15 protein-coding genes are annotated in these 14,036 nt (G+C 42.1%); 14 read left to right on the top strand and 1 reads right to left on the bottom strand.

The window, feature by feature from the left end; all coding sequences use genetic code 11:
- Window positions 1–19: 19 nt before the first annotated feature.
- The 12 genes from MKY77_RS14105 (at window position 20) to MKY77_RS14050 (ending at window position 11,139) form a co-directional block, all read left to right on the top strand.
- Complete coding sequence (locus MKY77_RS14105; RefSeq protein ID WP_339146494.1) at window positions 20–1,132, top strand: prephenate dehydrogenase; 1,113 nt, start codon at window positions 20–22, stop codon at window positions 1,130–1,132.
- Window positions 1,133–1,147: 15 nt separating this feature from the next.
- Window positions 1,148–2,446, top strand: a complete 1,299-nt coding sequence (aroA, locus tag MKY77_RS14100) for a 3-phosphoshikimate 1-carboxyvinyltransferase (protein ID WP_339146493.1) — start codon at window positions 1,148–1,150, stop codon at window positions 2,444–2,446.
- A 341-nt stretch (window positions 2,447–2,787) separates the two neighbouring features.
- Window positions 2,788–3,699: a hypothetical protein gene (locus tag MKY77_RS14095; protein ID WP_339146492.1), complete on the top strand. Its 912-nt coding sequence runs from the start codon at window positions 2,788–2,790 to the stop codon at window positions 3,697–3,699.
- A gap of 239 nt (window positions 3,700–3,938) precedes the next feature.
- Window positions 3,939–5,216: a tetratricopeptide repeat protein gene (locus MKY77_RS14090; RefSeq protein WP_342515362.1), complete on the top strand. Its 1,278-nt coding sequence runs from the start codon at window positions 3,939–3,941 to the stop codon at window positions 5,214–5,216.
- Window positions 5,217–5,248: 32 nt separating this feature from the next.
- On the top strand, window positions 5,249–5,785 hold the full coding sequence (locus tag MKY77_RS14085; protein WP_063560683.1) for a ReoY family proteolytic degradation factor: 537 nt from the start codon (window positions 5,249–5,251) through the stop codon (window positions 5,783–5,785).
- Window positions 5,786–6,125: 340 nt separating this feature from the next.
- Window positions 6,126–6,584 (top strand): YpiF family protein, encoded by a 459-nt coding sequence (locus MKY77_RS14080; RefSeq protein ID WP_339146490.1) that lies wholly within the window; start codon window positions 6,126–6,128, stop codon window positions 6,582–6,584.
- A 247-nt stretch (window positions 6,585–6,831) separates the two neighbouring features.
- On the top strand, window positions 6,832–7,341 hold the full coding sequence (locus MKY77_RS14075) for a ubiquinol-cytochrome c reductase iron-sulfur subunit (protein ID WP_339146489.1): 510 nt from the start codon (window positions 6,832–6,834) through the stop codon (window positions 7,339–7,341).
- 3 nt (window positions 7,342–7,344) lie between these two features.
- Window positions 7,345–8,019 (top strand): cytochrome b6, encoded by a 675-nt coding sequence (locus tag MKY77_RS14070; protein WP_047968947.1) that lies wholly within the window; start codon window positions 7,345–7,347, stop codon window positions 8,017–8,019.
- Between the two features lie 37 nt (window positions 8,020–8,056).
- The gene (locus tag MKY77_RS14065) at window positions 8,057–8,851 is read left to right on the top strand and encodes a c-type cytochrome (protein WP_339146488.1); all 795 of its coding nucleotides are present in this window, start codon (window positions 8,057–8,059) and stop codon (window positions 8,849–8,851) included.
- A 72-nt stretch (window positions 8,852–8,923) separates the two neighbouring features.
- Window positions 8,924–9,520 (top strand): DUF1405 domain-containing protein, encoded by a 597-nt coding sequence (locus MKY77_RS14060; protein WP_339146487.1) that lies wholly within the window; start codon window positions 8,924–8,926, stop codon window positions 9,518–9,520.
- Between the two features lie 59 nt (window positions 9,521–9,579).
- Entirely contained in the window at window positions 9,580–10,377 is a 798-nt protein-coding gene (gene ypjB, locus MKY77_RS14055; RefSeq protein WP_339146486.1) for a sporulation protein YpjB, read from the top strand.
- An 81-nt stretch (window positions 10,378–10,458) separates the two neighbouring features.
- A complete protein-coding gene (locus MKY77_RS14050) occupies window positions 10,459–11,139 on the top strand; it encodes a zinc metallopeptidase (protein WP_339146485.1) in 681 nt (226 codons plus the stop codon).
- 551 nt (window positions 11,140–11,690) lie between these two features.
- On the opposite strand, the gene MKY77_RS14045 is transcribed toward MKY77_RS14050, so the two are convergent.
- Window positions 11,691–12,566, bottom strand: a complete 876-nt coding sequence (locus MKY77_RS14045; protein ID WP_339146484.1) for a YitT family protein — start codon at window positions 12,564–12,566, stop codon at window positions 11,691–11,693.
- A gap of 327 nt (window positions 12,567–12,893) precedes the next feature.
- Between MKY77_RS14045 and MKY77_RS14040 the strand changes: the two genes are divergently transcribed.
- Both MKY77_RS14040 and dapB read left to right on the top strand, forming a co-directional pair.
- On the top strand, window positions 12,894–13,232 hold the full coding sequence (locus MKY77_RS14040) for a nucleotide pyrophosphohydrolase (protein WP_339146483.1): 339 nt from the start codon (window positions 12,894–12,896) through the stop codon (window positions 13,230–13,232).
- Window positions 13,232–14,035 (top strand): 4-hydroxy-tetrahydrodipicolinate reductase, encoded by an 804-nt coding sequence (dapB, locus tag MKY77_RS14035; RefSeq protein ID WP_339146482.1) that lies wholly within the window; start codon window positions 13,232–13,234, stop codon window positions 14,033–14,035. Before MKY77_RS14040 ends, dapB begins: the two co-directional genes overlap by 1 nt.
- The last annotated feature ends 1 nt before the right edge of the window (window position 14,036 follow it).

Here is a 14,036-nt window from a genome sequence, read left to right as displayed (position 1 = left end):
CATCAGGCGGTGAAGGGACATGAAAGGGAAAGTGTTGGTGATTGGCCTTGGGCTTATCGGCGGGTCCATTGCCCTTGCCATAAAAAAAGAACATCCTAATGCAGATATGATTGGATACGATATTAATCTACAGCAAGCAAAATTGGCGAAATCGTTGAAAGTCATTGATGAGTTTTGTGAAGATTATGATACGGAAGCGAAAGATGCGGATTTTATCGTCATTTCTGTACCTGTCATGCAAGCAAACGAAGTGCTAAAACATTTAAGCAAGATTACTTTCACGAAACCACAGGTTGTGATTACCGATGTAGGAAGCACGAAAAATAGTATTACAACTTTAGCGTCTACCCTTTTCCCCCAAGATAATGTTACATTCATCGGGGGACATCCAATGGCGGGATCCCATAAAAGCGGAGTGATTGCTGCCAAAAGCCATCTTTTTGAAAATGCTTTTTATGTGCTTACTCCATTTAAGGAGGAAGCCAAACAAAAGGAGATAGCCTTAACAAAAATGTGGCTTGCTGGAACGAAGGCTAATTTTATCACCATGTCTGCTGCAGAACACGACTTGGTGGCGGGAGTCATCAGTCATTTCCCCCATGTCGTGGCGGCTGGTCTTGTTCACCAGGCAGAGGACATGCAATCTACCAATCCGTTTGTCTCAAGACTAGCAGCTGGGGGCTTTAGGGACATCACAAGGATCGCCTCGAGCAACCCGACTATGTGGAAAGATATCTTGATACATAATAAAGAAACCATTTTATCACTTTTAGATCAGTGGATGGAGCAAATGGAAATCGTAAAAGACAGCTTAGCACAAAATAATGAGGCCTTCTTGCTAGAATATTTCAGCAAGGCGAAGGAGTTTAGAGACGGATTGCCGGTAAAGGCAAAGGGAGCCATACCATCGTTTTACGATTTATACGTAGATGTTCCTGACTACCCTGGTATCATTTCTGAAATAACTGGCATTCTTGCAAAAGAAAAAATAAGCATTACCAATATTCGTATCATGGAAACAAGAGAAGAAATCTATGGGGTGTTGAGACTCAGTTTCCAATCAGAGGACGACCGACATTCTGCAGAAACATGCTTGCGACAATACACCATGTACGAAACATATATTGTTTAGTTAGGAGAGAGTGTAATGAAAAAACTTACAGGTACTGCAAGTGGGTTGAAAGGAACCATACAGATTCCAGGAGATAAATCGATATCTCACCGCTCCGTCATGTTCGGTTCCATGGCTGAAGGCAAAACAACAGTGGAAAATTTCCTTCCAGGTGATGATTGTCTAAGTACAATCAGTTGTTTCTCCAAACTTGGCGTGAAGATCGAACAGGACGGTTCCAATGTGACGGTATATGGAAACGGATTGAAGGGACTTCGAGAGTCATCAGAAATATTGGATGTAGGAAATTCAGGAACAACAGCCAGGTTGATGATGGGTATTCTCTCTGGCTTACCTTTTCACTCTGTGCTGATAGGGGACGAGTCTATCGCCAAAAGACCAATGAAGAGGGTTACTGTTCCATTGCGTGATATGGGAGCAAGGATACAAGGGAACCAGGATGGCAATTTCACCCCAATCTCAATTCAGGGTGGAGGTTTAACCGGTCTTGATTACGTGTCACCTGTGGCAAGCGCACAAGTGAAATCCGCCATACTTTTGGCAGGGTTGCAGGCAGAAGGGGTTACAAGCGTCAAAGAGCCATTTAAATCACGTGACCATACGGAGAGGATGCTACGGGCATTTGGTGTGGAAGTTACAGAAGAGGAAGGCGGCAAGGTAAGTGTAGCTGGCGGTCAAGAGTTGGTTTCCGGCCTTCACATTGTCGTTCCTGGCGACATCTCTTCAGCTGCATTCTTCCTAGTGGCTGGAGCGATTGTGCCACACAGCAAGGTAACGTTGCAACGAGTCGGGTTAAACCCTACTCGAACAGGTATATTAGAAGTGCTGAAGAATATGGGGGCGAGCCTTTCCTATACCAATGTTGTAGAGGATGGACCGGAACCATATGCCGATATTACAGTGGAAACTTCAGAACTTAAAGGAGTGGAAATTGGAGGCGACATCATTCCGCGGTTAATAGATGAAGTGCCAATCATCGCTTTGATGGCGACGCAAGCGGAAGGAACAACAATCATCAAGGAAGCGGAAGAGCTGAAGGTAAAAGAAACAAATCGTATCGATACGGTCGTGAACGAGTTGAAAAAACTAGGAGCAGATATAGAGGCAACAGAGGACGGCATGATTATAAAAGGCAAAACAAACTTGCATGGCGGCACCCTTGATAGTTACGGAGACCACCGGATAGGCATGATGGGAGCCATTGCAAGCTTGATTGCGAACGGAGAGACAATTCTTCAAAATGATAAAGCAATTAACGTTTCCTACCCAAGCTTCTTTGAGCATATGGAGAGTTTGAGAAGAGGGGAACGATAGGGTTACTCTTGGCAAGTGTGCGGGGTCCATTTTTTGGGCCTCGTTTATTTGCTTTAACCTTGACTTGGGGAACGCAACAGCTAGAAGGTGGGGGTTTAAAGAGAGTTTTGGGCGGGGTGATTAACGCGTTTCGCCTGGAATCTGAAAGTATCACCCCATAAGTCTTGAAAATCGCCCGTAAATTCGAAATATCGCCCAAAATCGAAAATGGTACCGCCAGGGGGTATAGCGGTTAACTAGCGATCCCCCAATATTTTCTTACAATCAATCATCAAGTACATAGAATATATCCCCCTTCACTAGCATAGCTTGTCTTAAGACGAAAGTAAGAGGGGGATGCTATGGAATATATTATGGAAGCAGCAAATATGGTCAAGAACAATAACTCACTCCTCAAAAGCAACATACTCGTGAAAAACAATAAAGTCCATTATATGAAAGAAGGACCTTTTACGAATTCGCGGTCCATGAGAATGGATGTTTCCCCTTATGTGCTGACACCCGGTCATGTCATGATTGTAGATGACCTTGAACAGATGCCCTTTCAAGACTTCAAGCAATGCATCACTGAGAACTATCTGAAAAAAGGCTGTACAACCCTTCTCTCTTTGGTAACCATCCAACGAGAACAAGACCTTTTGCCCGCTCTCAGAAAAGCCAGGACCACTTTATTGAACAGCCCGATAGATTATTATTTTTCCGTAAGAATTCCTCTAGAAAAACTGACTTCTTCCTTTGTTAGACAATGCAGGCGCAACAAGATCCCGGCTGTTTTTCTGCAATTAGAGGATAATAGTGAACTTTCATCCATTCCATGGGGCTGGGTCAAGGATAGCCTTTATCAGTTCCCGATAACCTTTCTGCCGTGTTGGCAGAACCTTTCTTCCTCCAAGAAAGCGAAGAAGAAAAAGGAGTGGAAAATAATTATGAAAGAAGAGAGGTTGTCTCATTCAATCCATTGTCCGGAAGCGGGAAAGCCCCTTGATTTGGACCTCCTCATGAAAATTGGTATCTATCCAACTAAAGGAGAATTGAGGGTGGGTGGAGAATTAGACTATAATCTTTATATGTCGCCAGAAGGCCATATTATTGAAACAATTGAAAATCTGGATTATGATAGTCATATTCCAGAAGTTACAGTTCATAAAGGTACCATTATCAGAGTTGGCGAGGATGTTTTATTCCGGCCCGGTTTTGGTAATGAATGTACGGTGACAATGCCCGGACATTTCTTGCTGAACGATAAAGTTTAGGCTCTGTTAAAGCATCCGGTTTATTTTTGCAGCAACCTAGCTGTTGACTGGAGCAATAGGCAAAGACTCCTGCGGGGGGGATAGCGACAATCTTGAGACCCCGCAGGGCGTAGCCTGAGGAGGCTCAAGGTCGCCCTCTGGATAAGCGAAGCCGTTTGCGGAAATCAACAGCGGTGTTTAACAGAGCCAAAGTTTAAAAAAGAGAAATGCTGTTTCCGGCGGTACTCTAGGATTTTAAAATGAAGGGAAGTAGTATTTTGTCTTACACAGTAATCGATCAAGCTTTAGAATTAATAGATAATGGAGAAATCGAAAAAGGACTTTCCTTATTAAAAGAAAATGAAACAAAGCTCGGCGAAGAAGACCTGTTCCAGACTGCCCAGATCTATCAGCAACTGGGAATGCTTGAAGATGCCAAGGTACTTTTCAAGAACCTTCTCTTCCAATTTCCGAATGAATCGGATCTGATCATTTCTTTGGCGGAAGTACACATCGATCTTGATGAAGAGGACGAAGCCATGGGCTTGCTTGAAAATATTTCGGAAGAGGACAATGTTTATGTACAGTCCCTGCTTCTTTTGGCAGATCTTTATCAGGCACAGGGATTATACGAAGTGAGTGAGCAGAAATTGCTTGCTGCAAAAAAGATTGCTCCTAATGAACCGATCATCAGTCTGGCACTTGGAGAAGTATATCTGTCCCAAGGTGATTATAAAAAAGCCATTCCATTCTATCAAACAGTCCTTCCCCATGCAGATGAACTAGACTTCTCCTTGCAAGAAAGATTGGCGGAATGCTACAGTGCCACAGGCCAATTTGAAGAGGCAATGTCTTATTTCGACCAGGCTCTGCAAAAAGAGTTGAAAATTGACGTATTATTTCAATACGGTTTTACCGCTTTTCAGGCAGGATATTTCAAGACAAGTATCGAAAAACTTAATCAGGTAAAAGAATTGGATTATGAATACTCCTCTCTTTATCTGTATCTTGCAAAAGCATATGAGCATGAAGGATTATTGGAAGACAGCCTGGGCGTTGCAAAAGAAGGTTTGGCAGTAAATGAATATAACAAAGAATTGCAGGTTTATGGAGCAAAGGTGGCAATGAAGCAACAGAATGTAGATGAAGCCGAAAAATTGTTAAGGGAAGCCATTGCCATTGATCCAGGTTATGTAGAAGCAGCTTTAACACTAACGAAAATCTTCTTGCAGGAAGAGCGCTATGAAAATGTTATAGACTGCCTAAAAGAACTTATCAACTTTGGTGAAACAGATCCTCAGTACGAGTGGGACCTGGCTGTCGCTTACCAAAAGACAGAAAGATATTCTGATGCATTAAACCATTACCGTCATGCATATACTTCTTTTAAAGATGACAGCAGCTTCCTTTATGATTATGCGCACTTTTTATTAGAGGAAGGGAAACGAGAAGAAGCAAAGCCGCTTTTTGAGAAACTAATACAACTAGACCCAACCAACATAGAGTTGCAGGATCTGTATTTAAATTTACAAGAGTAGGGAATATTCTACGCAGAGGAGGGACGATAGTTGTGGCTACCCCTGTATCTGTCAACGAGAAGAAGGACTTTATAAGGTGGTTCTTGGGAAACTATCAGTTAAAAAGACGTGAATGTGTATGGATTTTAAACTATTTGATGAGTCATGACCAGTTAATGAAGAAAGTTCACTTTGTCGAGCAAGCCCAATTTTGCCCACGCGGTATTATCATGTCAACCCATTGTGTAGAAGAAGTGCCATTCAGGTTCTATAAAGAAAATGTCATGACAACGGACGCTGAAAAGTCCTTTCATGATATCAGACTCAATCGAGATGAGGACATCTACATCCAATTGAACTTCCGTTCTGTTTATCACTCGCCGCAATATGCTGCGGTGTTGGAAGATAATCCTTTCATGCCAAAGCAGTCCCAATTCAATGAGAAGGACCGGATCCTCGCAGAACGGATGCTAGAGGAGTCCATCTATACCTTCCAAAAAGAAAAACTGCTTAAAATGATTGACGATGCCCTTGATCGCCAGGACGAAGAGGCATTTCGGAAATTGACAAGTCAATTGAAGAGGTTATAGATATAAAAAATATCTTTGAATAACGATAACCTAGTTGATCGTAGTGGAAGGAGCAAAGACTCCAGCGGGGGATAGCTACAAACTTGAGATCTCGCAGGGCGCAGCCCAAAAATGCTCAAGGTCATCCCACGGAAAGCGAAGCTCCAGCAAAGGAGATCAACAATTAAAGGCTAATTCTATAATAAGTTCATAACTTGTCAGCAACTGACCCCAGCCATGTAGGTTGGGGTATTTTTTATGTCGTAAAGTATATACATTTAAATATTTGACCTCTCCATAGATAATATCTATATTTAAAGGACGAGTATAAATCCACAAAAGAAAGAGCTGAAAATCACTCATGAAATGGACAAGCAAAGATATTTCGCAATACGTACAAGCAAAAGAATATATTGATACCGTCATCATTCCCCTCATTCCAATCAGCTTTAGTGAAAACATTAAAACCATCGCGTCCCATGGAGAATACATAAACATACTAAGTTATGAATTAGAAAGACAGTTTAAAGGGAGAGTAATATTATTGCCGCCTTACACCTATGTCGAATCAGACCTACCGGAGAACAAAGTCAACCAACTAAATAATTTAAGTCTACATATTAAAAAAGATAATATTAAACATGTTTTTCTTATGACGTCCGACGCTTCCTGGAGCCAGTCTGAACAGGAGCTTGTAGGGAAACTAGTTTGGTTGCCTGCGATCCCACTGGAGGATATGGAAGAAAAGTACAAAAAGAAAATCATACAGGATCAAATGAATCAACTACTTCCAATGTTCATTCAAAAATGGCAGGACTAAAAGTGCCATAAATTGCACAAAATACCCCCAAAGGGACCCTTATAAGCAAAATGATATTAAAAAAGCAATAGAAAAAAGAAAATATTTTCAAAGTATCTGAAATAAGTCACAACCTTGCCATTTTTTCGGGTCAGGAGATTATTGACCTTGGGACAAGATTGATATATCATGAGAATGTCCTAGTTTTCTATGTGTTATCATCTACTGTCCGTATGGACTTAGTTCTTTCTATAGAGGGGGGAAAACAATGAGCGAGAAAAACCATCGCGTGTCTAGACGTCAATTTTTGAACTATACCCTTACTGGTGTAGGCGGTTTCATGGCAGCAGGTATGCTGATGCCAATGGTCCGTTTTGCAATTGATCCAGTTTTGAAAGCTGGTGCAGACCAAGAAATGGTTTATGTTTGTGAAGAGAGTGAATTGACAACTGAACCAGAACGTTTTGACTTTAAAATCGATCAAGTTGATGCATGGTACGAATCCGAAGAACCAAGATCTGCATGGATTTTTAAATCCGAAAATGGTGATGTAATTGCTTTATCACCTGTATGTAAACATCTAGGCTGTACGGTGAACTGGGCATCCGACGAAGCAAATCCTAACAGATTCTTCTGTCCATGCCACTACGGCTTGTATGAAAAAAATGGTGACAACGTACCTAATACTCCACCACTTGCTCCACTTGATGTGTACCAACACAAAGTGGAAGATGGAAAAGTATATCTAGGTAGCGCGAAACCTAAAGGGGAGGCGTAATAATTGTTAAATAAGATTTATGACTGGGTTGACGAACGATTAGATATTACGCCGATGTGGCGCGATATCGCTGACCACGAGGTACCTGAACACGTAAACCCAGCACATCACTTCTCCGCATTCGTTTATTGTTTCGGTGGATTGACGTTCTTCGTAACCGTCATCCAGGTATTATCAGGTATGTTCCTGACAATGTATTATGTTCCGGATATAAAAAATGCGTGGGAATCCGTTTATTATCTTCAAAATGAAGTAGCGTTCGGTCAAATTGTTCGCGGTATGCATCACTGGGGAGCAAGTTTGGTTATCGTAATGATGTTCTTACATACACTACGTGTTTTCTTCCAAGGTGCATATAAAAAACCTCGTGAACTTAACTGGGTCGTGGGAGTACTTATCTTCTTCGTCATGTTAGGGCTTGGTTTTACAGGTTACCTATTACCTTGGGATATGAAAGCGTTATTCGCTACAAAAGTAGGTCTTGAGATTGCTGCAGCAACACCGATCATCGGGGATGCAGTGAAGACATTACTTGCTGGACACCCTGAAATTGTCGGTGCACAAACTTTGACTCGTTTCTTTGCGATTCACGTATTCTTCTTGCCGGCTGCCCTATTCGGATTGATGGGAGCTCACTTTGTCATGATCCGTAAGCAAGGTATTTCAGGACCGCTATAAGTTTCATTATTACTGATAACAAAGGAGGGGAACCTATATGCATAGAGGAAAAGGTATGAAGTTTGTTGGAGACTCCCGTGTCCCAGCAGTACGAAAACCTAACATCCCAAAAGATTACTCAGAGTTTCCTGGTAAAACGGAAGCATTCTGGCCGAACTTCTTATTGAAAGAATGGATGGTCGGTGCGGTTTTCCTAATCGCATTCCTATGCTTGACCGTCGCTCATGAGCCGCCTCTAGAGCGTATCGCAGATCCAACTGATACTGCGTATATCCCATTACCAGACTGGTACTTTTTATTCTTATATGAACTACTTAAATATCGTTATGCAGCTGGACCATACACTGTAATCGGTGCAATGATCATGCCAGGTCTTGCGTTTGGTGCTTTATTATTAGCTCCTTTCCTTGATCGAGGACCAGAGCGTCGCCCAAGTAAACGTCCAATTGCAACAGGTTTAATGCTTTTAGGTATCGCATCCATCTTCTTCTTGACTTGGCAGTCTGTAGATTCTCATGACTGGGAAGCTGCTGCAGAGCAAGGGGAAATCACGGATGAGTTAGCAATAGAAATAGATGAAGAAGCAGAAGGATACCAGCTTCTACAAGCAAGCTGTTTGTCCTGTCATGGTGATAACCTACAAGGTAACCCGGGCTTGGCACCTTCATTACTCGGACACCACGAGGAATTAACTGCTGACGACTATAAAGATATTGCAGTCAATGGTATTGGAACGATGCCTGCTGGGCAATTCCAAGGATCGGACGAAGAGCTTCAAGTCCTTGCTGATTACCTAGTTGAAATGAACGAACTTGCTGCGGAAGCAGAATAATGAGAAAGCTGGCTAATTTAGCCAGCTTTTTTGTATAATGGAAGCATCTATCGATAAAAGTGAGGAAATATCATGTTAACTTGGTTTATACACCTTCTTAAAACACCAGTAATGCTATGGTTGGTATTAATCATCAATGTGTTAGGAACCATTTACGGTTATATCTGGTATGGGTATCAACTGGAACAAACACCAACCATCTTTCTTATATTTGTCCCTGATAGCCCCACTGCCAGCCTATTTTTCTGTTTTGTGCTGCTAGGCTTTATTTTGAAAAAGAATTTCAGGCTTTTTGAAGCCTTAGCGATAATAACGCTTGTGAAATATGGGATCTGGGCAGTCGTGATGAATATTTTAACACTGATGGAAACGGGCTATTTGCCGATAGAAGGCTATATGCTGATTGTTTCCCATGGTGCGATGGCTGTGCAAGGCATATTATATAGCCCATATTATCGTTTTAAATTAGGGCATCTTGTCGTAGCAGGGATTTGGACTTTACATAATGATATTATCGACTATGTATTCAAAATGATGCCTTGGTACGGCAGTCTCATGAAATATTTACCACAAATAGGCTATTTTACATTCTGGCTTAGCATATTTTCCATTGCGGTCGCGTATTATTTTTCGTTAAGGAAAAACAGGATGAAGATATCGTTGGATTAATGTTCTAACCTTGTCCTCCCTCTCATAACATGTAGTAGAGAATATGGGAGGGACAAGCGATGAAAGCAAAAAATCTTATTATTGCCATACTACTATTACTACTTATATTTCCTACCGCAATAAAGGCACACTCTCATGAACCACTTCAGCCGTTTGCTTTAAATTTCATCATGGATGATGCCCTTCAGCTTGTAAGAACAGAAAGATATGTGGAGGCCCATAATCTGCTTGATATATTTTCTGATGAATTTACCAAGCTTATGGTCGGAAATCAGCAAATACCAATGAGTGAGGTGCGAATCATTTCGGTTGCACATCAGCAATCCCTTAGTTCCCTTAGTGATGTTACCTTGCCGCACGAGGAGAAGGTGAGGGCGGTTATAAGATTACGCTTGGCAGTGGACGCTATGACATCTCACCACCAGCCAATGTGGGTGGAGATGGAAGACACAATGGTGATGACGTTTCAACAACTGAAAGATTCTGTTGACACACGGGATAGTGAGTCCTATGAACAGTTGTATAGACGTCTATTGCTTGAATACGATATGATCCATCCAAGTATCCGATTGGATGTCAAACCTGAACACATCCAAAAGGTTGATGCCCATATAGATTATTTGGATAAAAATAGACAAGCATTACTTTCCCATAGTGAAGAATTCGATGACATGGAAGTCATTGAAGCAGACCTGAAAGCCCTCTTTAAGGAATTAAAGGAGGATGAAACAGATCCATCGCTTTTATGGGTGATGATTTCCACTGGAAGCTTTATTTTGCTGACACTGTCCTATGTAGGCTTTCGAAAATACCTCGGTGCCAAAAAGCTGGAGATGCGGAAGAAGCTTAAAGATTGACAGGGATAAAAAAGAACAAATAAAATAATCCTAATAGGAAGACTAAATTTAGCGGATTTTACGCTAAGGAGGGACTTACTAATGGGATTAGGAATGTATCTGATCTATTTCGCTATCTTGCTGATTGTCCCATTGTGGGCACAGTCAAGGGTCAAAAGCGCTTATAAAAAATACTCCAAAGTTGCCTCCTCTTCAGGAATGCCGGGAGCAGAGGTCGCAAGAAAAATATTACATGATAATGGGATTTACGATGTGAATGTGGAGGAAACAAGGGGACATTTGACTGATCACTACGATCCTAGGTCGAAAACGATACGCTTGTCCTCTCATAACTATCACGGAAATTCCATCGCTGGTGCAGCGATAGCAGCCCATGAGGTGGGCCATGCCATTCAGGATAATCAGGATTACGCGTTTTTGCGATTCCGCCATTCGCTTGTACCTGTGGCAAGTCTTGGTTCGAATATGTCGTTTTTCCTTATATTCGCTGGGCTTATTTTTGGAGCAAGCAACCTGATCCTTATTGGGATCATCTTTATGGCAGCTGCGGTATTGTTCCAACTTGTCACACTGCCAGTGGAGTTTGACGCTTCCAACAGGGCAATGGACCAAGTAGTATCACTTGGGATCATCAATAACTATGAGGAACGTGAAACAAAGAAAGTATTGAATGCGGCCGCGTTGACATATGTTGCAGCAGCAGCTGTGGCTGTGGCGGAGTTGACTAGATTTATCCTGATTTATTTGGGAAGTCGGGAATAGGATAGGTAGATGATTTTATGGAGCAGCCCTTTTAGGGGCTGCTTTTTGGCTGTAAGGGGAACATTTGAAGGATGAAGACATTTTCAAGTGGATTATGTGGTTGTAATTGTCTTCATAAGGGTCATGAAGACAATCTCGAGCGGATTTTATGGGTGTAAATGTCTTCATAAGAGTCATGAAGACAATCTCGAGGGATTTTATGGTTGTAATTATCTTCATAAGGGTCATAAAGACAATTTCGAGCGAATTTTGCGGTTAGAATTGTCATCCTAAGGCACATGAAGACAATCTCGAGCGGATTTTGTGGTTGTAATTGTCATCCTAAGGGTCATGAAGACAATCTCGAGAGGATTTAGCTGTTAGAATTGTCATCCTAAGGGTCATGAAGACAATCTCGAGCATGAAGACAATCACAAGCAAGTTTTCCAATTAGAATTGTCTTCATCACAATCATGAAGACAATCTTAAGTGATTTTTCCAAGAGAAAAGGCCTTCATCACCTCGATGAAGGCCTTTTACAAGCAAGAAACAGTCAGCCAACCGCAGAAAACTTACCGCTCCACCGGATTCTTATTCTCATCCAATGTAAACCCTTCGCCAAGCACATCATGCACATCACTGACCGCTACAAACGCGTGTGGATCAACGGAGGTAATGACATTTTTAAGCTTGACCAACTCGTTTTTCGCAACTACACAGTAAAGGACATTGCGCTCCACCTTTGAAAAAGAACCTTGCCCACGCAGGATGGTAACCCCGCGGTCCATTTCCTGATGGACTTTAGAAGCGATCTCTTCATGCTTATCGGAAATGATGGTTGCCCCCTTAGCAGCATATGCACCTTCCTGCATGAAGTCTATAACACGCGCTGCTACAAATACTGCGACAAGCGTGTACATAGCCTCCTGATAGGTAAGATACATGATGAGTGACAATACTATGACCACTGCGTCAAACAGGAACATAGCCTTCCCCATACTCCATCCGATATATTTATGAGCCAGGCGAGCGATGATATCGACCCCACCTGTCGTTCCTCCGTATCTGAAAATGATGCCCAATCCAATTCCGATGAACACCCCGGCAAACAAAGCAGCCAACGTCAAGTCATCTTCAAGGGGCGGGAACATTAACGGAACCCTCTGAAAAATCCATAAGAAAACCGACAAACTGAACGTACCGATTAGTGTATAGAAGAACGTATTCCTTCCGAGAAGCTTCCAGCCGATAAAAAATATCGGGATGTTCAGCAAAAGATTTGTGTAGGAAGGGTCAAATCTAAAAAGAAAATACAAAAGTAGGGTAATACCTGTAAAGCCGCCTTCTGCAAGATTGTTTTGCATATTAAAGTTTACTAAACCAAATGCGAAGATGGCAGAACCAATTAATATGTAGGTGATATTTTTGATTTTTAAGCCTTTTAACATGGTGAACCTCCAAGACCTAGATAGTTTACAGCCTCTCCATTATAATAGACAGGGAGAAGAGAAGTAAATGGGTTTTAGTTTGAATAGGTATAACCTCCTGTCAATTTTCGTTCCAGGTGTTCGCTTATCCAGAGGGCGATGCTTGAGCCTCCTCACAACGCTTCCGAGGTCTCAATCTACCACTACCTCCTGCTGCTGGAGTCTCTCACCTTGCACCTAATCGACAGGAGGAATCATCGGTTCCATTTCAAACAGATTCTTCTGTCAAGCTCAAACATTTGTCAAATGATAGGGTTTTAGCTAACATGATAAAGTGAGGTGACATGTATGAGTGAGAAGACGATGCAACAAATGCAACAGGAAGTGGACAAGTATATCTCCCAGTTCAAAGAAGGCTATTTTAGTCCTCTTGCGATGCTTGCGAGAATGACGGAGGAACTCGGGGAATTGTCCAGGGAAATCAACCACTATTATGGTGAAAAGCCAAAAAAGAGTACAGAAAAAGAGAATACGGTAGAGGAAGAGTTAGGTGACATGCTGTTTGTCATGATTTGCTTCGCCAATTCTTTGAATATAGATTTACAAGAAGCGCACGACCGTGTGATGGAAAAATTTCAGACGCGGGACAAAGATAGATGGACACGAATTGAGGAGGAAGAGGAATAATGGACAACATTAAGATTATACTGGCTGGACCGCGTGGACGCATGGGGCGTGAAGCGGTTGATTTAATACATAATGTAGATCATTTTCAATTAGTGGCGTGTCTGGATAGGGTGAACGACGGGAGGATGCTTTCTGAGGTTGATGGGTTTCCTTCCATTGAGGCACCCATCTATAGCGATCCGGAAAAATGCTTTCAAGAAGTGGAAGCGGATGTTCTGATAGATCTCACCACACCTGAAATTGGAAAAATCAATACAAAGCTTGCACTTGAGTATGGAATTCGTCCTGTTGTCGGTACGACGGGATTTAATGAAGAGGAGCTTCAAGAATTATCGGAACTTGCCGAATCGAAAAAAACCGGGGTCATCATTGCTCCAAACTTTGCCGTGGGAGCGATACTGATGATGAAATTTGCGCAAATGGCAGCGAAGCATTTTCAGGACGTGGAAATCATCGAATTGCATCATGATCGAAAGTTGGATGCACCGTCTGGAACCGGAATCAAGACAGCTGAATTGATAGCACAAACAAGGGAGCCGAAACGTCAAGGCCATCCTGAGGAAGAAGAAACAATCAAAGGGGCAAGAGGGGCTGAAACCAAAGACGGAATCCGTATACATAGTGTCAGACTTCCAGGTCTTGTTGCACATCAAGAGGTTATGTTTGGTGGAGAAGGACAGTCCTTGACAATCAGACACGATTCTTACAATCGAGCAAGCTTCATGTCAGGAGTGAAGCTATCAGTCGAAACTATTATGTCCCTAGAAGTACTAGTATATGGTTTGGAAAATATTATCGAGTAAC

It is taken from the genome of Sutcliffiella sp. FSL R7-0096 (assembly GCF_038595065.1).
Lineage (GTDB): Bacteria > Bacillota > Bacilli > Bacillales > Bacillaceae_I > Sutcliffiella_A.
This window is presented reverse-complemented; position numbering and strand designations above follow the sequence as displayed.